We start from the raw sequence: 20298 nt of genomic DNA, 5'->3' as shown, positions 1-20298 counted from the left end.
TAGATTATACTTGGTGAAATACTAGAAATTATTTTACCAAACAGGATTTGCCGCCCAGGCAACCTGGTAAGGCAGGTGCAAACAAAATGCCGACCGACCTCATCATTATAGACGGCAACAGCCTGGTCCACCGGGCTTTTCACGCCATTCCGCCGCTGTCCACCAGCCAGGGGCTGGTAACCAACGCAGTCTATGGCTTTACCAACATGCTGATGAAGATCATAAATGATGAGTCCCCAGTCAGAATAGTAGTGGCCTTTGATAAAGGAAAGGTTACCTTCCGCCACGCTGATTTTGTGGATTACAAGGCCAACCGGCCTGCCACGCCTGACGATTTAAGGCCTCAATTCCCGATATTAAAAGAACTGCTGAATGCCATGCGCATAAAAATGTATGAGATCGAAGGCTACGAGGCGGATGATTTAATCGGATCAATAGCGGAAAAAGCAGAGCGAAGCGGTCTTAAAAGCACTATTATAACCGGGGACCGGGACGCTCTACAGCTTGTTTCACCGCTGACCAAAGTCAGGCTCACAAAAAAAGGTATCAGCGAGATGGACGAGTATGATGAGGGAAAAGTCTGGGACCGCTACGGCATAACACCGCGCCAGTATACTGACTTCAAGGGATTGACCGGCGATACCTCGGACAATGTGCCCGGTATCCCGGGCATAGGGGAAAAAACCGCTTCGCGCCTGCTCAAAGAATACGGCACCCTGGAAGAGGTCCTGGCCCATGCAGGCGAGCTGACCGGACGCACCGCAGGTCTGGTAAGTTCCTCCAAAGAACAGGCTGAGCTTTCAAAAAAGCTTGTCACCATACACCGTGAAGTACCGGTAGAAATTGATCTGGAACAGTGCCGCCTGCAGAAACCGGACTATAATGACCTCCTGGAAATTTTAAAGAAACTAGAATTTAAATCGCTTATAAAGTCTATCTACCATGACAGCGCAAAGGACGCTGAAGAAGCGAAAGGCCGGGAGCCAAAAAAAGCGAAACACGTCCTGCCTGAACCAGACCTGGAGACGTACCCCGTTACTTACACCCGCCTGGATACACCCGCCCGGCTGAAGAACTTTATCAAGGCTGCCCAGAAGTCAGGCCGCGTGTACATCACCCTGAAAAGCAGCAACGGCAGGCTTGCGGGGGCGGGATTTGTTTTGAATGAAGATAGGGCATACTACCTCGACCTGAAGTCGCCGGGCGCACTGCAGGAAACAGCCGCGGGCGAACAGGCAAATTTATTTTCAGACATGGAGCCGGGTGCTGAAAACGCCGGGAGCGGGCAGGATAAAAACCTGGACATATTAAAGGTTGTCTGTGAGGACCCGACCATAAAAAAATACTGCCACAACGCCAAAGAACTGATCTGGACCCTGCATAAATACAAAATAAAATTAAAACACCTGGCCTTTGATACCATGATCGCTTCTTACCTGCTGAACCCCGCCTCTCCCAACCGGGATCTTGAGGATATCGCCCTGGAGCATTTGAACGCCGTGCTGCCCGGCGGTGAAGAAGAGCTGCCGGCAAGGGCTCACTGCATTTTTCAGCTTGTACTTCTCCTGGATAAAAGCATGAACCTGTATGAACAGGACAGGCTGTTCTATGACGTGGAACTGCCCCTGGTGGAAGTCCTTGCTGCGATGGAAATCGAGGGCGTCGCGGTGGATAAAGAGCAGTTAAACGCGATGTCCAAAGAATTAGGCCGGCAGATTAAAGAGCTGGAAAAACAAATTTATGACCTGGCCGGTGTGGTATTTAACATTAATTCCCCAAAACAACTCGGAAAAATATTATTTGAAGAGTTAAAGCTTCCTGTCAAAAAAAAGACGAAGACTGGTTATTCCACCGACGCGGAAGTGCTGGACGAGCTGGCTATGTCCCACGATATCGTGGCCAAAGTACTGGAATACCGCCAGTTGATGAAACTGAAGTCAACTTATACCGACGGCCTGGCCGCCCTGGTCAATCCGGAAACAGGCCGCCTGCACACTACTTTTCACCAGACCGTAACCGCCACGGGCAGGCTGTCAAGCTCAGAACCCAACTTGCAGAACATACCGATCAGGCTGGAAGCAGGACGCCTGATCAGAAAGGTCTTTGTCCCTTCCCGCCAGGGAAACCTGCTCCTGGCGGCTGACTACTCCCAGATCGAACTGCGCGTGCTGGCCCACATCAGCAGAGACCCGTCGCTCATAAACGCCTTTAAGAAAGGAGAAGATATTCATACCCGGACGGCGGCGGAGGTCTTTGGAGTTGACCCGGAGGGAGTAACCCCGGAGATGCGCGGCAGGGCCAAAGCTGTTAATTTCGGCATTATATACGGCCTCAGCGATTTTGGCCTGGACAGGAGTATCAAGGTCGGGCGGCAGGAGGCCAGGCGCTATATCGAGAATTACTTCGCGCGGTATGCCGGGGTTAAAGCATATATTGAAGGAGTAGTCAGGGAAGCCAGGGAAAAAGGATATGTAACCACGCTTTTAAACAGGCGCCGCTACCTGCCTGACCTTTTCAGCCCGAACCGCACCCTGCGGAATTTCGGTGAGCGCACGGCCATGAACACCCCTATCCAGGGAAGCGCCGCAGATATTATCAAGCTGGCCATGGTTAACATAAACCGCGAACTGGCCGAACACGGCTTTAAGTCAAAAATGATCCTGCAGGTCCACGACGAGCTGATATTTGAATCTCCGCCCGACGAGATTGACCGTCTTAAAGAACTGGTAAAACACTGTATGGAGAACGCCCTGCTTTTGGATGTCCCCCTTGTAGTCGATATTAAGATAGGACAGAATTGGTATGACGTTAAAAAGGCTTAAGAGGTGAAACCATGCCTGAGCTGCCGGAGGTCGAGACTGTAAACCGCACGCTGCAGCCGAAGCTGACCGGGCTGAAGTTTACCGATGTGCAGGTGCTGCTTCCCAAAATTGTGCGGACACCCGAACCCGGGGAATTTATAAAGATAATCAGAAATAAAAAAATACTGGATGTGAGCAGGCGGGGTAAATACCTTTTGATCAGCCTTAGCGGCGGCTATACCCTGGCGGTCCATCTCCGGATGACCGGCAGGCTGGTTTACAGTCCGGATAACTTGCCGCCAACCAAACATACCCATGTTGTTTTCCACCTGGACAACGGCCACAGGCTTACTTTTGCGGATATGAGGCAGTTTGGCGGGTTGTGGCTGGTGCCCACGTCGGCCCTAAAAGACCTGTCCGGTTTTAAAGATCTCGGCATTGAGCCGTTAGGTGAACAATTCACCAGGGATTTTCTTAAAAAGGAACTCCGCCGCCGTCGTGCCAGGATCAAACCTCTTCTCCTGGACCAAACATTCATAGCGGGTCTCGGGAATATTTACACGGACGAGGCGCTGCACCGGGCCGGGGTAGACCCGGAGCGTCTGGCCACAACCCTGACATCCCGTGAAACAACCAAACTCCACCACGCTGTCAAAGATGTCTTAATGGAAGGCATCGAACACAGGGGTACTACCTTTCGTGATTTTTTAGACGGAGACGGCAGGGCCGGCGGCTACCAGGAACGCCTGCGCGTTTATAACCGGGAGGGCAAGCCGTGCCCGCGCTGCGGCCAGGCCATAAAAAGGAAAAAAGTGGGCGGGCGCAGCTCTTATTACTGCCCGTCCTGCCAGAAATAGTGCAAGCCCCCGGTTTTTTAAACCGCGGGGTTTATTTATTTAAGGTATATATTGTGAAAAGAGTTTGGCAGTAACCAACTATCCATTACCTCCATAAATTAAAATGCGGCAGGATAAATGCAACGGGAGGAATGATATTGGAACTGCTTTCATACTTTTTTTTCGCTCTGGCGCTGAACCTGGACTCTTTCGGAGCGGGCGTGGCCTACGGCGCGCGGCAGATAAAAGTGCCTGTATTATCGCTTTGCATTATCAGCCTGATTTCCGTGGCTGCCATCAGCGTCTCGATGCTGGGAGGACAAATCCTCCGGTCCACCTTGCCGGTATCGCTTGGCCGCCAATTTGGCGGAGTACTTTTAATGGCTATAGGGTTCTGGGTATTATACCAGACCCGCCGGAGCGAGCGCCGGGAAACAGAAAAAGCCGGCCAGGAAGAAAACAGCGCCGGCAGGACGATAAAAATTCATATCCGGCCCCTGGGCCTGGTTATTCAAATTTTAAAGGAGCCGGCGCGGGCTGACCTGGACAGTTCAGGCGTGATATCTCCGGGTGAAGCTTTCATACTGGGCATCGCCCTGGCCGTGGACGCCTTCGCGGCCGGGTTCGCAGTCTCCATGCTGGGCTTTTCCATCGGTATAACAGCGGTGGTAGTCGGTCTCGGCCATTTTTTCCTGACTTACCTTGGCATACAGGCCGGCCGGTCGATCACAAAATTCCGATTGGGCCGCTATCTGACAGTACTGCCGGGATGCATACTGATCACTTTGGGGCTGTTTAAAATTTGTTAACATTACTGACCGCTGGTTAATAACTAATAGTTTCAGAACTGTCCTCATGACACGATCGAGAGAAAAAGCCTCTTAGAAAGAACCGTCCCCGGAGCGTGTCTTGGGGACGGTTTTGTTGACACGATTACTATTGTTAAACCTTGAGACAAAAGCGTGTCAACAGAACTGTCCCCATGACACGATCATAAGCCTGCGGTTTTTTTGTTCAAAATCTGATATAAAATTTTATTAGAGGAAGTATAAGATTAACCGCGAAAATAACAAGATTATGTTGATTCGAGGGAGCACTATGATCGTAATCGGACTGACCGGAAACATTGGAAGCGGGAAAAGCACCGTGGCCCGCCAACTTAAAAACCTGGGGGCAAAAATCATCGACGCCGACCAGGTGGCGCGGCAGGTAGTGACGCCAGGCTCACCCGGCTTGCAGGAGATCGTTAATGTTTTTGGTCCCGGCGTTTTAGACAGCGCCGGGAAACTGGACCGTAAAAAAATGGGCTCCCTGGTATTTGCCAACCCGCAGGCGAGGGAAAGACTGAACAAGATCACCCACCCGAAAATCAAGCAGGAAATTGAACGGGAAATTGATCTATTCAATAAAGGAAACAAAACGAGTCCTAAGAACAGGGTGCTGGTTATTGACGCGCCTCTTTTAATCGAAGTGGGGCTGGAGCACAACGTGGATGAGATCTGGGTGGTAAAAGTAAACCAGGAAGAACAAATCGAACGCCTGGCCAAAAGGGACGGCATGACCTCAAAGGAAGCTCTCCGGCGTATCGCCGCGCAGCTGCCCCAGGAAGATAAAATAAAGCATGCCGCCAGGGTGATAGACAACAGCGGGAGTAAAGACGAAACCATAAAGCAGGTCGACCGCCACTGGGAACAAATGATGAAAGAGCATTTAAGTGAAACAGCCGGAATATAACTTAATTGAGCGGGCAGAAATCGGCGGAGTGATATAATTGAGCGCAGTTTACTACAGAAGAAAAAAAAATAAAAAATACAACAGGCGAAGAGCCCTGTTGGTTATCGTACTAATTTTGCTGGTGGCGATTTTTAACGCAGACAGTATCTGGCGTTTTTTTTACCCCCTTCCCTACCATGAATTAACTTTAAAATATGCCCGGGCTTACAACCAGGACCCCTACCTGCTGTCCGCCATGATGAAGGCTGAAAGCAGCTTTAATCCCAAAGCCGTTTCAGAAAAAGGCGCCAGGGGCCTGATGCAGATTATGCCTGAAACCGGGCAATCTGTTGCCAGTGAGTTAGGCTACCGTAATTTCAGCCCGGACCAGCTCTTCATACCGGATATCAATATAAATATCGGCGCTTGGTACCTGGCCGACCTCGATTACGAGTTCAACGGCAATGTTATCTTAATGCTGGCGGCATACAACGGGGGGCGCGGCAATGTCACGGAATGGATCGCGGCGGATAAATCCGGCGGTATTAAAGATATTGACCAGATCCCTTTTCCGGAAACCAGGCACTATATCCAAAAGGTCCTTATGTACCAAAAAATTTACACCCGTTTATACAGCCAGGGAGGCGGATAACCGCCTCCCCGTAATTTTTACTACCTGGCAAACACGTGGTTGCCGATTGTTCTTACCACGGGACGAGACCAAACCCACGTACTGGTGGATTTAGCCGGGTTCCAGAAGTAAAGCGCCCCGTCGCTGGGGTCTTGCCCATTCAGCGCATCCACCGCGGCTTGCATGGACTCCTCGCTTAAGGGCCTTTGGTACTGGCCGTTGCTGACCGATTCAAAAGCTCCCATCTGGTTGATAACCCCCGGGATTGAATTTGGAAATTGCGAGCTTTCACTCCGATTCAGGATAACAGCACCCACCGCCACCTTGCCTTCATAAGGCTCATCAGCGGCCTCTCCCTCAATCACCTGCGCCAGGATGTAAACACTGTACCTGTCGGCGTCGGTGCTCCTGGAAACCTGCACATCGCTTTCCCCGCCAGCCGCGACAGTTATTTGTGCCTCTTCTGTACTTGAAACAATTTGTTGTTTCTTGGACGCTGTTATTTTCTTTGCCGTTACCGCCGTGCCGATTAACAGGACCATAAGCAGCGGCAGCAAACCCACTGTTAAACAGATTACCTTCTTATTTCTTAGCATTTCGTGCCATTTTCTCATGTTATCACCCCAATACTGGTAATTTCCCGGGGGCAATGAACAAGAGTATAGCCAAACAATCAGCTGAAGTCAAAGGTAAGTTTTACCCTCGTGCTTATAACCCAGGACTAAAGCCTGCTCCCGCCGCTTTTCATATCGACCTTCTGGCTTCCCCGTAAACCGAGCCAAAAAGGAAACTACACACACAACCTATATAAAAACCTACAAAAATCATACAAATCCAGCCAATAACAGGTATTAACGAGATTAAAGCCCCGATAATGCCCACGGCAATGAGTATAACTATGTAAAGGAGAAAGGCGCCAATATAACTGCCAAGTGATGTACTGATTAACTGAAATATATAGCCGAATTCAAACGCGGCGCCAAAATTCTTTTCAACAGCAAAGTTGGCAAGAGCCATCGGCAGGGGGAAAGTAAATAATATAAAAATGATTGCAGCCAGAAACATTGAACTGCCGCCCATATGGTAACCGTGGTTTGAAAACATGCGGATAAGGCTCGCTCCAAATAGCAGCGTGGGTATGATAGTATAAATAAAGGAAATAACCGCCACTAAAAATCCGCTGACGAACTTATTCCCCCAGTCGGTCCACTCCGGCATCTCTTCATGTCTTAAAGCCCCATTTTCACAACACTCCAAAATGTAACCCAGTGAAAACAGGCTTACAATTGGTATGAGCTGCAGCACCCCGCCAATCAGCAGTTTAACAATACCGTTATTTTTAAACGGCAGAGCTAATAATTTATCTAACGTCACACCACACTCCTCCTTATCATACTAAAATACCTATGGAATGTTAAAATCCACCCTTATTGGTATATTAATATAATATTTATCATATTTTTATCTTTTTTACAATAATTAGTTAGTTTTTGGCGAAAATTTTAATCTCTATCCACCATAAACCTGACTGCCTTACCGTTCAGGTAGTCAAACTTTCTGCCCTGGTAAATGCCATTATTCACAAGGTAGTCCTCAATACGCTGCTTTACCAGCCACCAGCTGAGCCCCCAGTTACTGAAAAGCAGGTCGGCCCTGGGCCCCTTACCTACCAGCCTCTGGATAACCATATCCGGATCCAGGTTTTCCAGGAACTCCGCTACTCTCACCACATAGTCGTCCAGGGGAATAATCTCAATCTCCCCCTTCTCGTACATGCCGCCCAAAACCGTGCCCCGCACGACATACAGGGAATGCAGCTTTACATACTCGATCCCCAGGGCCGAGAGCAGTTTCGCGTTTTCAATCACATCAGTAATATCGTCCCACGGCAGGTTTAGGATCAGGTGGGCGCAGGTTTCAAAACCACGTTTTTTTATCCTCAAAACAGCGTCGACGAACTCCGCCAGGGTATGGCCGCGGTTAATCCTGGCCAGGGTATGGTAATTTACCGTCTGCAGCCCAAGTTCAATATTTATGTCTAAATCCCGGCTTTCCTTTACCTCGCTGAGAAAGTCAAGGTAACGGTCATTTATACAATCCGGCCGGGTTGAGATCGACAAACCCACAAGGTCGTCCACCAAAACCGCCTGCCGGATATTCTCTTTAAAACGGTCAAGCTCAAGATATGTATTGGTGTAAGCCTGGAAGTATATTATGAACTTTTTGGCATTAAAACGCTTTCGAAAGAACACCTTGTTTTCCTCCAGCTGCTCCCTTACAGATACCGTGTTGGGCAGACAATCGAAGCCGGAACCCTGGTTGTCGCAAAAAATACACCCGCCCAGACCCAGCCTGCCATCCCGGTTGGGGCATGTGCCCGGCAGATTGACCGGCAGTTTGTATACTTTTTCACCGAACTTTTTAACCAGGTGCTCGGAATACCTGTTATAATATCCTGGTTTCAAAAAAATTGCTCCTTTTTGGAAGATATTATTAGCAATTTTACCATAAAGTAATTGCCGGAAATACGCACAATTCCAACAATTTTAATAAATAAATCTCTTCTAACATAATATCTTTTAATCTAGCTTTTTTCTTGCAATGAACTGTCTTACAAGGTATGATATACTAGGTATTTTGTAAGCGCATCTCTATGCCTGGGAGGATATTTCAGATTGGCAGCAAACCATAAAGACAACAATTTAATAGACAGGTTCGGCCTTACTCTGAAACTTACCTGGCATTATCTTCTGATCCTTGCCGGACTGTTTGTCCTTTTCTATTACACCGTACCGATCCTCATGCTTCTGCCGGCGCTCTTGATTATTTTTACCATTTACTTTTTCCGCAATCCCAAAAGAGTTATCCCTGCCGAAGAGAACTTGATCCTCTCTCCGGCTGACGGCGTCATCCTCGGGATAGACGAGGTGTATGAGGATAAATTTATTAAAGACAGGGCTATAAGAATCAATATATTTCTATCAATCTATAACGTTCACATTAACCGCTCCCCACTGCAGGGTGAAGTAAAGTACAGGTATTATCGTCCCGGAAAGTTCATCCCGGCATTTAAAAGCCACGCCTCTGAGATTAATGAAAAGAATTTTATCGGAATTGAAAACCAGACTTTTAAATTAATGGTGTGCCAGATTACAGGCTTTATCGCCCGCAGGATAAAATGTTGGGCCGATGAAGGTAAAAGGCTGGCCGGCGGCGAAATTATCGGAATTATAAAGTTTGGTTCGGGCACTGAACTATTTATTCCCGTGGGATCTAAGCTTATGGTAAAAAAGGGCGATAAGGTCAGAGCAGGAGAAACGATTATAGGTACTCTGCCTGCTGATAAAGGAAATGGAGTGTAGGTGTGAGCAAGTTAGAGATATTACCGAACTTGTGTACAGGCGCTAATTTGCTGTTTGGCGTTTTGGCTATCGCAGCTGTATTTAATCATAATTTTGAGATGAGCGTCGTGTTCATAATCCTGGCCGCGGTTTTGGACAGGTTCGACGGCCTTCTGGCCCGCCATTATAACACTGTTTCGGCTTTCGGCAGGGAACTGGATTCCCTGGCTGACCTGGTATCGTTTGGTGTGGCGCCTTCCGCCATGCTATACGGTAACATGACTGAAAAATGGTTCTACGCCGGCCTGGCCTGTTTCGCCTTTTTTACGTTGTGCGGCGCTTTTCGCCTGGCCAGGTATAATATATCCGGCGGCACTACTTACTTCCAGGGCCTGCCCATAACCATCGGCGGGGCTATATTAGCCGTCCTGGTTTTTCTCATTCACAACCCTGCTGTGACGCTGGCATCCAGCGTCATCATCGCGCTGTCCATGATCAGCACCATCCGCATTCCTAAAATATAACCCGGTTAGATATTTATCCCGCATTCCTTACTATAGGGCTATATGTCTCATAGCAGGCCTTCCCCCGTAATCACCTGCCTGATGTTCCATTTGTCATTTCATCAATATTTTTTATCACGCTGCGGGCAGTGTTTTCAAAAAACTGAAAGAGATCGCCGGTAACGCTCTCGGCAGCCTGGTAAATCAAGTGAGCGGTTTTTTTTGTATCGATATCCACCTTGTGCTTAAATAACATCTGCACTCTGTATTTCTGGGCCAGAGACTCCACGCTGGGCCTCTCAAGCTCAATGAAACTAATAAATCTTTCGGCCCTGTTTATAAATCTTAAATTCTTGTCCCGCCAAAGGCTGTAAAACATTTCGTTCACTTCAGAGACGAGGCTGCGGTTCGTAAAAGCACTCTTCAGCCTTTCACTGTAATCACCGGAAGAACCGACCAGCAGCTCAACTCCCATCTCAATAATATTGTGCGCCTTCCACCAGCCCATCTCCGGCGGTATATTGCATGCTTCTACTGTCTTTTGAATAAAAGGCCTGGCTTTTTCAAAGCTGTACCCTTTCTCATAGTCCAGATATTTTTCGTCACCGTAGTAATCAAGCCCCTTGGGGACAAAACCGTGGGTGAGGACCGCCTGCCTGAAATCCGGCAGCGAACGGTTTTTAACGAGGAATCTAAAGATCTCGGCGCCTGCGCTGTGGGCTTCACTGTGGTTAAAACAATCGCCCACAAGCATGTCCGGAAGGATACTGCCCAGGGATATCTGGTCCGACTGCCTGCCAATCAGTGTCTCGGTAAAATAAACGTGTGTTTGCGGGTACAATTTTTCCCCTCCAGGAAGAACGTTCCATAAAAAAGATATTACTATAATAATACAATTACCACCAGCATGTGAATATTGTTTACATAATTCGACACCATTTAGAGCCTGCCCTCCTCCCGCACACGAAAGATTATATTTTTACTTATAAGCAGGCTGACCGCCCAACACTTATACTTGCTTTAAAAATAGCTCTCTGTTATAATAACTTTTGCGGGAATGCAGGAATGTTACCCTCTGGCGCCCGTATAAACAAATAGACATGTCGGAGTGGCGGAATAGGCAGACGCGCACGTTTGAGGGGCGTGTGGGTGACCGTGCGGGTTCAAGTCCCGCCTCCGACACCAGGAAAATAGTGAAACCGCCAGAAATGGCGGTTTTGTTTTGATGGTTGGCCAAGGGATAGAAACTTTTGTAGTCACCGGGGTATATAGTAAGATCCATAAACCCAATTTCACATGGACTGTCCAGAGTCTTGCCCGGCAATAGAATATCCTGCGTCTTCGGTAGAGCAGATAGGAATTTTTCAAAATCGTCATATATTTCAAGTAGATATCTAATTGCACTCGTTAACATGTCGCGCATATCTTCCGCTCTCATCCGTTCATACCGCTTGGCATTGATCAGCACCTGGCGCAGATACCTCACAGCCGCCTATTGATGGAAGGCAAGCTCGCCACTGTCTCAGCTTAACAGCCGGCAAAGCGAATCAAGCTTTGTTTTCGTTTTATACGTCGTTGAAACAGGAATAGATGCTGTTCGGATCCGCCCGTCTTTCGTTTATCCAGGCCTTCACCAATCGGAGAAATACATGGAAGCTTCCTTCCTGGTTTGTTTCTTCTTCTTTGTTGATCCAATTGATAGCTTCAATTGTCCTATTGTGGATTGCTACAAGAAGATTTCTGATTTGAGCGTCTGATAACCCTGGATGGAAGAGGTTTATCTCGTCGCGAATATGGAAGATGAACTTAGGATAGTTGCCTTCTCTTTCCCACTCGTCTTGCCTCAGAAGCCATTCGAAGCCCTCAACGCCTACATAACCATATGCAGATAAAAGCTGGGAGCCGATAATGTATCTGTCGTCCGCGGATTCCTGCATCAGGAGTTGGAGCATACTCTGAAGGCGTATCCTTATACTCGCCTCCGGCACCTCCTTTACAATTTCCAAAGCACGCAGGTAATTATCCTCCTCAGAATCTGTCCACAGCCTTTTTATGCGGCGAATTTCCACGCGGCGGTTAAAGGCATACGATGCCGGATCCCATAGGCGATAGGGGTGGTCGATATCACCATATGCGGATTCTCCTCCTGGGATCACCTTGATCAAATCGGTTGATATATCAGCGCTGTTGACCAGCCAATCCCTGACCTCCTGGGCTCTACGCAAAGAAAGATTGTAGTTGCTGGACTCGTTCCCTGTGGTACTAGTATAACCTGTTACCAAAAAGTCGTCTCCAAGATCTCCCCAATACTTCAACGATCCAATGTGCTTTAACAGGCCGTTTGAAAACTTGCTCACGTCAGCCCCGCCAACATCGAAGTTCCAAAGGACAAGGACATCGGTACATAAATTCCTGGAATTCGCTTTTTTCAGATATTCCACATATCCCTCGGGATGGCTCTTTGCCCATTCCGATTCTTCTCTGGCAGCTTTGGCGGTCATATCCTGGGTAACCTCTCCTGCCTGTTCATCCGGAACATCCTGAACCTCATCGACGGGCATGCTTTGATATTCCAGCGGCTTGGCCGGATAACCGAGCTCCGTACTGAAGGCGGCAGCCTCATAGGAGGTGCCCTGGGATTTTGGGGCAGCAGTGCTTACTTCTTGTTCCGACTGGCTGCTGCTTGTGCTTCCGTTTGCTCCCTTTCCGTTACCGATGCCTCGTTCATCCATCTTCGAGCCTTGGTTGATCAATGCACCGGCATTGGATATTGTCCCGGGAGAAGTCTGGCGCCTGCTGCTGTCTGTTGAACCGGCAGATTTGCCAAGCGCCATATTTTTTGCAGCCAGATCTGCTGCCATTTGTGCATAGTTGGCAGCCACATCCTGGGACTTGTTGCCGGCAGCATATCCGGCTGCTAGAGCACCGCTGGCTGCGGCGATAGTGTCGGCGGCATGGCTCATATCGCGGAACATTGCCCCATTACTGACGGCATTAAGTGCAGCGGTTAAACCGGTAGGGTCGGGCAATGCGGGAGCATTCATCAAATTGATGATCGGCTGACCTAATTGGCCTGTCTGGGTGTTGTCCTGCTGAGCGCGGCTGCCGGCCTGGATAGGTGCGATCTCAGGCGCTGTGATGGGAATGGGTGAATCCTGCCAATTCCAGAAGCGGGTGATATCCAGCTTCTCAGCAGAGTTGAAACGTCCAAGCACGGCCTCTGCAAACACACCTCCGCTCGGAATCGGGACGATATCCTCCCGGCAGGGACCTGCCTTCAAATCCGGATGTTTTTGGAGGAATCTTGTCCACTGTTCGTCGTCCTCTTTATAAAATCTGAAAGCCACATAATTACCGATTATGGCAAATGGAGTCGGGTCGACGATATCGACAAGCAATTCACCCTGGTAGGTCACCCCCTCAAGACTTGAGAAAAGCTGAGGGCCTGTCAGACTTCGCCAGATTGCTTGGCTATAATATAGAGCATTATTCCTGAGATGATTCTGGATTGAAGTTAAGTCCGCAGGCTCTACCTGTGGCGTGGTTATTTGCGGTGGAATTGTTTGTGATGTATCGGTAACTGTTCTGATTTCAACAGCAGTGACATTACTGCCATCTCCTTTAGGCAATAGTGTATGTTTGAATACGAAGGGTTTTCCGCCGGTTGTCAGTTTAAAAGTTATTTCAATTGGAACCTTGATATCAGTAATATTATTTATATCAAAGGTAAGGCTGAATTTGCGATAAGTGGACAACGGTACTCCACCCGTCTCAAACCAGCAACCTTCATAGTTACAACACCAACCATCGCAGAGTTTGATTACTTCGGTTCCGCAACTTGGGATGTCTCCCGTATCTTCTGTTCCGTCAGACTTTTGCACGGTAATCCTGGTAACATGTTCGTGTAAATCCTGATACCTGGGTCTAATTCTCCACTCAGTAATCTGGGTATCACCAGGCAGATTCCAAAACTCCGGCGTACTGTCTTTTAATATGGTTCCCAGTATCTGCTTTGCTTCATCCAGCGCATCATTGTCCGGATAGCCTTCGAAATGGAGACCGTTGATAATGATCCTTGACCCTGATGCGGGTGTCGTGGAAGTAGATTGTTGAGTATCGCTCTGGCCGGTCTTGATGCCCATCGATGCCAATATGCCGTTTCGGATTTCCGGCGCCAGGGCTGCTGAAGCCAGCGCCAGATCATAACGGCTGATCAATTCCTGCTTTGTGAAGTCCAATACCTTCATCGGCAGGAAAAGGCACCGGGTCACCCTGCTCAGTTCCACCAAAGTCCGGTAAAGCTGGACTATTTCGTAATACTGGACTGACATGGCATGCATATGGTTAAAGTTTGTAATCGCTCGGGTGCTGATTTTTTCGCTTTCGCTTTGAGATACTTCCCTGACTGCGGTAGCGCGGCGATTACGGATGGAGTTGGCGGCCTGCTGGGTCCGGTCGCATATGTTCTGGGACATATCGGCATTCACCTCACGCCGGCCCGAAGATGCAGCGAAGGAAGTACTTTGTGTTTTTCCGGAGGTGATACCTGTTGACGCTCCTGCCGTTCCGAAAAATTGGTTGATATTGCCTGCTACTCCGGTGCCTGACCCGAAAGAATGTGTTTCCGCTTCTGATTTATTCTGTGAAAATCCGGTCTGGGCCTCTGTAGCCACTGCTTTTGTAATCTCGCTGATAGCCCTTGTATGCTCCAATTGAGCGCTAAGTGAATCGGTCTCAGTGGTATCCTCGCTAACCGATATTTTCTGTTGGCGGTTCCAATCTATAACAGCTATTCTGGTAGTCTCACCTGGGGCTAGCGCTACGGTGTGAAGCAAATGTCCAAGGGATAATCCCAGCGTATACCAGGATTGAGTATAAGTGAGCACTGCACCTAAAGCGGGACGGCTGAACCCTGTATCGGATTGCTGGCTGAAATCTATCGGGGTGAAACCTGCTTCCAGCGGTTTCGATGCACGATTGCCCTGTGATTGCTGGCTCCCGCTGATGACCTTGTCAAGCAGCACTACTTCGTACTGGACCCTCTCAGTCGGAAACCTTCCTGTTGCGGGAATCAAATCGGAAGGTGCCTCCGGATCCTCGACTGCCTCCGGATCCTCGCCGTTTTTTGCCGCAAGAATATCTTTTGCCGCAAGATAAGGCGGCCACTCTGCAAGATCTCCCACGGTGCGTACTCCCAACTTGGCTTCCAGGTTAGCCGCCCACTCTTTGCCGATCCACTTTATGATACTGAGCGGACTGGAGGCAATCAACTCAATAGGCGTATTTATTTTTTCCCTGTCGAAAAAATCCGACGGCAAGACTGAAAGTTCCCGCTTCCGGCCCTGTTTTCGCAAGGGCTGGCCGGCCTCGTAGATTTGCGAAGCAACATTGAACAGGTTGGATCCGGCAAGATCCTGAACGGTGATAATTCCAAAGTGCTTTAATACTTCTGCTGCACCTGGAGTGACCCCAATAAGTGATGTTGCCGGCTGATTCAAGGTTTCTATGGGATTTGCCAATTGAGCCTTCCTTTGTGTACGATAGTATTTGTCCATCCATAATCTCCCCTTATTAGCAAACACTGCTTTAGTTTTCAATTATAGACCTCCATGTGTCACCTTGTGCCACATTTTCACCTTGTACTTTCCGCATCTTTCCTCTATATCCTCCTGAGATCGGGAAAATATTCTAAGAAAAAGCAATAAGGCCAAACCGTCTAATAAACGACTATCATGGTGTTCTAATCCGGCTTATGTTTTTATCATGTGCATCTGCTACGTTCGGATTGTTCTAATGCATAGAGTTTATATGGCAGGGAAAAAATTAATTTAGGTATCTAATGTTGGGAGGTTATTATGAGTAATCAATTTTTATTATGGTCTCTGGTTATCGTACCTTGGCTGACGCTTATATTTATGAATAAAGAAGATATAAAACGTTTTATGCCTGCCGCCCTCTTCACTTCACTGACTAGTATGGTAGTAGTAGATGTGGGTATAACATTGAACTTTTGGGTAGTTCAAGAAACAGCATATCCCTTACGGGGCCTTCCTTACCATTTAGGACTCAGCCCTGTATTAATTATTTGGATGCTATATGCAACCTACGGTCGATTCTGGTGGTATCTAGTATTAAATGTAATACAAAACTTTGGCTTCACCTATTTGCTTATTAGGTACTTAAGTTATAGAGGTATTGAACAATTGACCGGCATTAGCCCTTTACAAACTACAATAGTTGCCAGTATCCATGGAATTTTAATATACGGCTATCAGATGTGGCAGGAAGACGCACTAGTTCCCGCTATAAAAACACTCTATTCGACGAAACCACAACCAGCGGCAACAAAACCCCTCTTTAAAAATGAGGACGATGAGGACTATAATAAATAACTTGGCATTAATCTGTATTAGGGCTTAAACAGAGGCACTCTGATTCCTCCTAATAGTTGCAAAGTATATATCACCTGCGAACATATGTTTGTATTTTGATATTATAACAGATGGATGCCTCCACAAACAAAACCCGGGACCGGTTATCTCATAAATATTATTCCCATCTTTTGTGTCATATAAAGAGAGAAGGCCTGAGCCTTCTCTCTAATAGCAACCATCCCTACAGCTTACCTGTTCCTACCTAGAGTTAATCTGAATACTAACCGACTCAAATCGACTTTACTAACCGGAACACCGAGATAGATTACCAAATTACACCAATTCGTCCTCATGATGAGTTTTTCCGGAGAACCACTTTAAATCACTGGATTCCTAGGTCTAACCTGAAACAAAAAACACTATCCATGGACTGGTCAATACCTTGTAATAAACCCGAAATTCCTTCAGACTTACCAAGTAACTAAACCAATGTCTCTGTAGGGATGGTGCTTATGGTTATGCTAACACGGCATATGGTAAAAAGCAATATACTTTAACAAAAAAAATATAAAAAGATTTATCCCTGTAAAACGGATAAGTCCTCCTAAACTAAAGGGCCTTTGTTCGGATAATTTCTTTCAGCACATCTATGCTCCTCACAATATTTTCCTTCTCATATTCGTTCGACTCTGCCAGTTTCTCCGTCATCGCTCTCACTGTCATAGTTGTCGCTTTTAAGCATCAGGCGCACCTTTTTAACTTTCGCCAAACCAGGATTTCACCAATTCAAATTTATACTTCGACAGTGTCTTTAGACCTTTGATAGGTATCAGCTAGTTGTTGGGCCGGTGGATTGTAAGGATTTACCCATTCCTTTTTTATTGCTAATGCTGTAATAGCAGATTGCCCCTCGATAATTTGGTTAAGACCCGACCCATACATTGCTCTTAACTCCGGGGTTGTTGCTGTTATGGTAGCATTAAGATATGCATTAGCCATCGCACTTGCACTGGAAATCATGTTACCAACAATAACCTCATCATTTATATCGGTATTTTTCTTAGCCATATTAGCAAAAATCCCAGGCATCTTATTGCCCCCCTTCTACATTAGTTATTTTATTCTCATTTATGAATTGCTGAATACCTTTTATTCTTCCTTCACTAACAAGGATACTGGCTTCGGCTTGTTTTTTTAATTCGTTATCGCTAATCAGAGTTTGCATACCCCTAGCTACAGCTAATCCTTCGTTTTCCATTTTTAACAGATTTGTTAATGACATAATCTCACTTTCTGCCAGTTTTCTCATAACTAACCTCCCTTTTTTGTATTAACATTTTTTCTTATTATTTCACCCATCAAAAAGGAATATGTATAAAATAATTTAAGGTATAAGAAAGTAAAAGCTACTTTTTATTTACTGAACTCTGGACTAACTGTGATGTTCCTAAAAGAAATACCCCGGACACAAAACCCGGGGCAAGTTGTCCCATAAATATGATTCACTACCCGTGTAAGTATGGGTAAGAAACCTGATTCTCGTGTGCTTCATCAGCTTACGCCTCGTAATAAAATAAGGGTTTACCTTGTGTTGCCAAACCTTTTTAAATCAAATTTACTGCTTTGATAATATAAAAACGCCCATTCTTTCAATAAGCAATAAGCCAAAAAACTAACAAGACTCCTACGCTGATTTGGTTACAGCGTATGCTGCCTTGTTTTGTCATCGTTAAATTGGAAGTTGTAGCTTATCCTTATACCACTAAAGGTAACTTACTGTATAATAGAATGGCTGTGAATAAAAAATTCTTCCTGACTTGGCTGGTATTTTTTCTCCAGGCTTTCCAAACCCTCGTCAAAGCGCCCAGCTTCTTGTACATCTATCTCAAATACAGGACTATGATAGTAAACCCATTTTCTTCCGTCCAAGACATCTGGTTTGAGTTCTTTTACCATCATTGCAGCCGGATATGTCCCATTTTCAAGACAGACATTGTATTTTTTGCAACTCTTAAAACCGCGGCTTACATAATTATTCGGATTTCCAAATATTACTATCACATCATAATCAAGTGCGGCCGCCTGTTCAAAGGAATACTCCATTAGTTTTTTTCCATACCCCTTTCTCTGATATTCTGGTAAAATGCAAACTGGACCGAAAGTAAGGATGTCCTTTTCTTCCCCAGACTCATCAACTAGTTTTGTTTTCGTATACATGATATTCCCGATGATCTGATTATCAACTTCAATCACCAGATCCAGCTCCGGCAGAAAGTCTTTGTGGGATCGCATAACATGAACTAAATAGTGTTCAATGCACCCCGGAATATATAAATTCCAAAAAGATTTCCTTGTGATTTCTTCTACTCTCTCATAATCTGTTTCTTCTTCGTTCCTAATCTTAATCATTTTGTTCATTTATAACCTCCTATAATTTACCTAAGACCAATTTTTACCCTCGACATCAACACGACTGTCTCGACGTGCCTTGAGGATACAAAAATGATGTCGTTTGAAGCTGATATCCCCTTGGAGATATCCAAGGGTTATAGAGCTTTAAACATAGCTACTTCATCAATTATATCTTATTCTATCCTTATTAGACGGAACTCCGTTATATACTGTTTTCCATGCACCATCTTGAAATGATTCATACTGCTCAAAAGCACAAGGGATACCCTTTGCTGAAAGCAAATTGCTGCTGTCCATAAGCTGGAAGTGCAGATGCGGAGCTGTTGAATTTCCTGAATGCCCTACTTTCCCCAATACTTCCCCTCTTTTCACAGCCTGACCTGCTGATACCGTAACGGACCCTTTTTGCAAATGTGCGAATGCGGCGTAAACATGATCAGAGCATTTCATAATAACGTAGTTGCCGGCAACTGACCTAATGTCATCTTTTTCAGAGTTAAACGCATTAGCATTCTTTAGAGCGACAAACAAATCAGAAGCCAAATGAACTCTCGACCTTTCTTTATAACCGTCTTCGGCTTTGATAATTTTCCCGTCACAAGGCGCATATACTTTCTGACCCCAGCAATAACACTTGTTTAAGGGAACTCCAAATAAGAGATACTCCGGCAGACTGGTCCGATAAAAAGGCTTGCCGTTTCTTTCCCAATCAACCTGTAAAAAGTCAAAAGCATAGCGCTCTCCCAATTGATCTGTTCCATGACTCGGAATTTTTTTCGCCGGAGTGGTGGGCGCCAGCCACTCTCCTCTTAATGGAAATTCAATGATTACAGGATCATTGAATCCTTTCACTTCATCACTCCCCGTTTTTGAATGTAAAACATTATCCGCCGAATCGGAAAGTAAAATGATCACAAATATAATGAGCACCAAACCCGCGGCTAAATGTTTTTGAATGTTCATTCTCTTATAATATAAAAGATCTTTCTGAGTTCATTTAAATAACCGTCTAGTTGGGCAATGATCTTATCATAATCCAATTCATTTTTTTCTGAGTTCCGGATATCCTCCAATATCTGATTTGTAAAGCCGATATTTGCCCAAAAAATCAGCTGCTTACATCTTTCTACGTCAAGACCTTCTCTGAATTTGGATTCATCAATTGAATCGAACATTGTCTCATAGCATAACGACTGTTTCCCTTTCTTCCTTTCTTCCATTTCCTTATTGATTTCATCTGACTTGGTATCGGCGCTGATCTTATTGAATTCAAAAATCCAAGGATACTTCTGCAGCAGCTCAAGCTGTAGAAGATACGACTGCCGCAGCCTTTCAAAAATATCCCGTTCATTAAAATTCATCAATTTGAAATATTCTTTATCAACCATCTCCGTGCAGTAATCGTAAAGGAATAGAAAAAGGTCCTTTTTGCTATTTACATAATGGAACATTAGCCCCTTTGAAAGCCCGGATCCTTTAGCAATTGCATTTGTAGACGCTTCATCAAATCCCTTTGTGGCGAACTCCTTTAATGCCGCGTTTAAAATGGCATCCCGTCTTTTGTCTTCAAGATTAACTATTTTTGGAAGCATGCTATCTCCTTCTCAATTGTTTACCCATTATTGACTTATTAGGTTAATTATATTATAATCCAGTTTATCTAATAGGTCAATTAAATTGAGAAATA

Annotated in this window: 18 protein-coding genes and 1 tRNA gene; 9 read left to right on the top strand and 10 right to left on the bottom strand. The window is 46.1% G+C overall.

Going from position 1 to position 20298, the window contains the following annotated elements; genetic code table 11:
- Positions 1 to 86 precede the first annotated feature (86 nt).
- From polA to ACOBQJ_RS04010, 5 genes are all read left to right on the top strand, one after another.
- Positions 87 to 2822 carry a DNA polymerase I gene (gene polA / locus ACOBQJ_RS04030; protein ID WP_421070449.1) on the top strand — a complete coding sequence of 912 codons (2736 nt, stop codon included), beginning with the start codon at positions 87 to 89 and terminating at the stop codon, positions 2820 to 2822.
- 11 nt (positions 2823 to 2833) lie between these two features.
- Complete coding sequence (gene mutM / locus ACOBQJ_RS04025; RefSeq protein WP_421070448.1) at positions 2834 to 3658, top strand: bifunctional DNA-formamidopyrimidine glycosylase/DNA-(apurinic or apyrimidinic site) lyase; 825 nt, start codon at positions 2834 to 2836, stop codon at positions 3656 to 3658.
- A gap of 137 nt (positions 3659 to 3795) precedes the next feature.
- On the top strand, positions 3796 to 4446 hold the full coding sequence (ytaF, locus tag ACOBQJ_RS04020) for a sporulation membrane protein YtaF (protein WP_421070447.1): 651 nt from the start codon (positions 3796 to 3798) through the stop codon (positions 4444 to 4446).
- A 289-nt stretch (positions 4447 to 4735) separates the two neighbouring features.
- Positions 4736 to 5371 (top strand): dephospho-CoA kinase, encoded by a 636-nt coding sequence (gene coaE, locus ACOBQJ_RS04015; RefSeq protein WP_421070446.1) that lies wholly within the window; start codon positions 4736 to 4738, stop codon positions 5369 to 5371.
- Positions 5372 to 5408: 37 nt separating this feature from the next.
- Positions 5409 to 6002, top strand: a complete 594-nt coding sequence (locus tag ACOBQJ_RS04010; protein WP_421070445.1) for a lytic transglycosylase domain-containing protein — start codon at positions 5409 to 5411, stop codon at positions 6000 to 6002.
- Between the two features lie 20 nt (positions 6003 to 6022).
- Here ACOBQJ_RS04010 and ACOBQJ_RS04005 read toward each other — a convergent pair whose 3' ends face one another.
- From ACOBQJ_RS04005 to ACOBQJ_RS03995, 3 genes are all read right to left on the bottom strand, one after another.
- Complete coding sequence (locus tag ACOBQJ_RS04005) at positions 6023 to 6595, bottom strand: cell wall hydrolase (RefSeq protein WP_421070444.1); 573 nt, start codon at positions 6593 to 6595, stop codon at positions 6023 to 6025.
- 130 nt (positions 6596 to 6725) lie between these two features.
- Positions 6726 to 7355 (bottom strand): DUF4013 domain-containing protein, encoded by a 630-nt coding sequence (locus ACOBQJ_RS04000; RefSeq protein ID WP_421070443.1) that lies wholly within the window; start codon positions 7353 to 7355, stop codon positions 6726 to 6728.
- Between the two features lie 128 nt (positions 7356 to 7483).
- Positions 7484 to 8452: a TIGR01212 family radical SAM protein gene (locus ACOBQJ_RS03995; protein ID WP_421070661.1), complete on the bottom strand. Its 969-nt coding sequence runs from the start codon at positions 8450 to 8452 to the stop codon at positions 7484 to 7486.
- A gap of 204 nt (positions 8453 to 8656) precedes the next feature.
- Here ACOBQJ_RS03995 and ACOBQJ_RS03990 point away from each other — a divergent pair, with 204 nt between their 5' ends.
- Together ACOBQJ_RS03990 and pssA are read left to right on the top strand one after the other, a co-directional pair.
- A complete protein-coding gene (locus tag ACOBQJ_RS03990; protein WP_421070442.1) occupies positions 8657 to 9343 on the top strand; it encodes a phosphatidylserine decarboxylase family protein in 687 nt (228 codons plus the stop codon).
- Between the two features lie 2 nt (positions 9344 to 9345).
- A complete protein-coding gene (gene pssA, locus ACOBQJ_RS03985; protein WP_421070441.1) occupies positions 9346 to 9846 on the top strand; it encodes a CDP-diacylglycerol--serine O-phosphatidyltransferase in 501 nt (166 codons plus the stop codon).
- Between the two features lie 70 nt (positions 9847 to 9916).
- On the opposite strand, the gene ACOBQJ_RS03980 is transcribed toward pssA, so the two are convergent.
- On the bottom strand, positions 9917 to 10666 hold the full coding sequence (locus ACOBQJ_RS03980; protein WP_421070440.1) for a hypothetical protein: 750 nt from the start codon (positions 10664 to 10666) through the stop codon (positions 9917 to 9919).
- A gap of 261 nt (positions 10667 to 10927) precedes the next feature.
- On the opposite strand from ACOBQJ_RS03980, the gene ACOBQJ_RS03975 reads away from it, so the two are divergent.
- A tRNA-Leu gene (locus ACOBQJ_RS03975) sits at positions 10928 to 11010 on the top strand.
- A 380-nt stretch (positions 11011 to 11390) separates the two neighbouring features.
- Here the strand turns inward: ACOBQJ_RS03975 and ACOBQJ_RS03970 are convergent.
- A complete protein-coding gene (locus ACOBQJ_RS03970) occupies positions 11391 to 15323 on the bottom strand; it encodes an OmpA family protein (protein WP_421070439.1) in 3933 nt (1310 codons plus the stop codon).
- 357 nt (positions 15324 to 15680) lie between these two features.
- On the opposite strand from ACOBQJ_RS03970, the gene ACOBQJ_RS03965 reads away from it, so the two are divergent.
- Positions 15681 to 16217 carry a hypothetical protein gene (locus tag ACOBQJ_RS03965; RefSeq protein WP_421070438.1) on the top strand — a complete coding sequence of 179 codons (537 nt, stop codon included), beginning with the start codon at positions 15681 to 15683 and terminating at the stop codon, positions 16215 to 16217.
- Positions 16218 to 16991: 774 nt separating this feature from the next.
- Here ACOBQJ_RS03965 and ACOBQJ_RS03960 read toward each other — a convergent pair.
- The 5 genes from ACOBQJ_RS03960 to ACOBQJ_RS03940 all read right to left on the bottom strand — a co-directional run bounded on the left by ACOBQJ_RS03960 (position 16992) and on the right by ACOBQJ_RS03940 (position 20203).
- A complete protein-coding gene (locus ACOBQJ_RS03960; RefSeq protein ID WP_421070437.1) occupies positions 16992 to 17288 on the bottom strand; it encodes a spore coat protein in 297 nt (98 codons plus the stop codon).
- Between the two features lies 1 nt (position 17289).
- Positions 17290 to 17508 (bottom strand): hypothetical protein, encoded by a 219-nt coding sequence (locus tag ACOBQJ_RS03955; protein ID WP_421070436.1) that lies wholly within the window; start codon positions 17506 to 17508, stop codon positions 17290 to 17292.
- A gap of 464 nt (positions 17509 to 17972) precedes the next feature.
- Positions 17973 to 18617 (bottom strand): GNAT family N-acetyltransferase, encoded by a 645-nt coding sequence (locus tag ACOBQJ_RS03950; RefSeq protein WP_421070435.1) that lies wholly within the window; start codon positions 18615 to 18617, stop codon positions 17973 to 17975.
- A 156-nt stretch (positions 18618 to 18773) separates the two neighbouring features.
- Positions 18774 to 19574, bottom strand: coding sequence for a M23 family metallopeptidase (locus ACOBQJ_RS03945; protein WP_421070434.1), 801 nt, complete (start codon positions 19572 to 19574; stop codon positions 18774 to 18776).
- Complete coding sequence (locus ACOBQJ_RS03940) at positions 19571 to 20203, bottom strand: TetR/AcrR family transcriptional regulator (protein WP_421070433.1); 633 nt, start codon at positions 20201 to 20203, stop codon at positions 19571 to 19573. The genes ACOBQJ_RS03945 and ACOBQJ_RS03940 overlap by 4 nt, the downstream gene beginning before the upstream one ends.
- Between the last annotated feature and the right edge of the window lie 95 nt (positions 20204 to 20298).

The organism is Pelotomaculum propionicicum, assembly GCF_048984525.1.
Taxonomy (GTDB): Bacteria; Bacillota; Desulfotomaculia; order Desulfotomaculales; family Pelotomaculaceae; genus Syntrophopropionicum; species Syntrophopropionicum propionicicum_A.
This window is presented reverse-complemented; position numbering and strand designations above follow the sequence as displayed.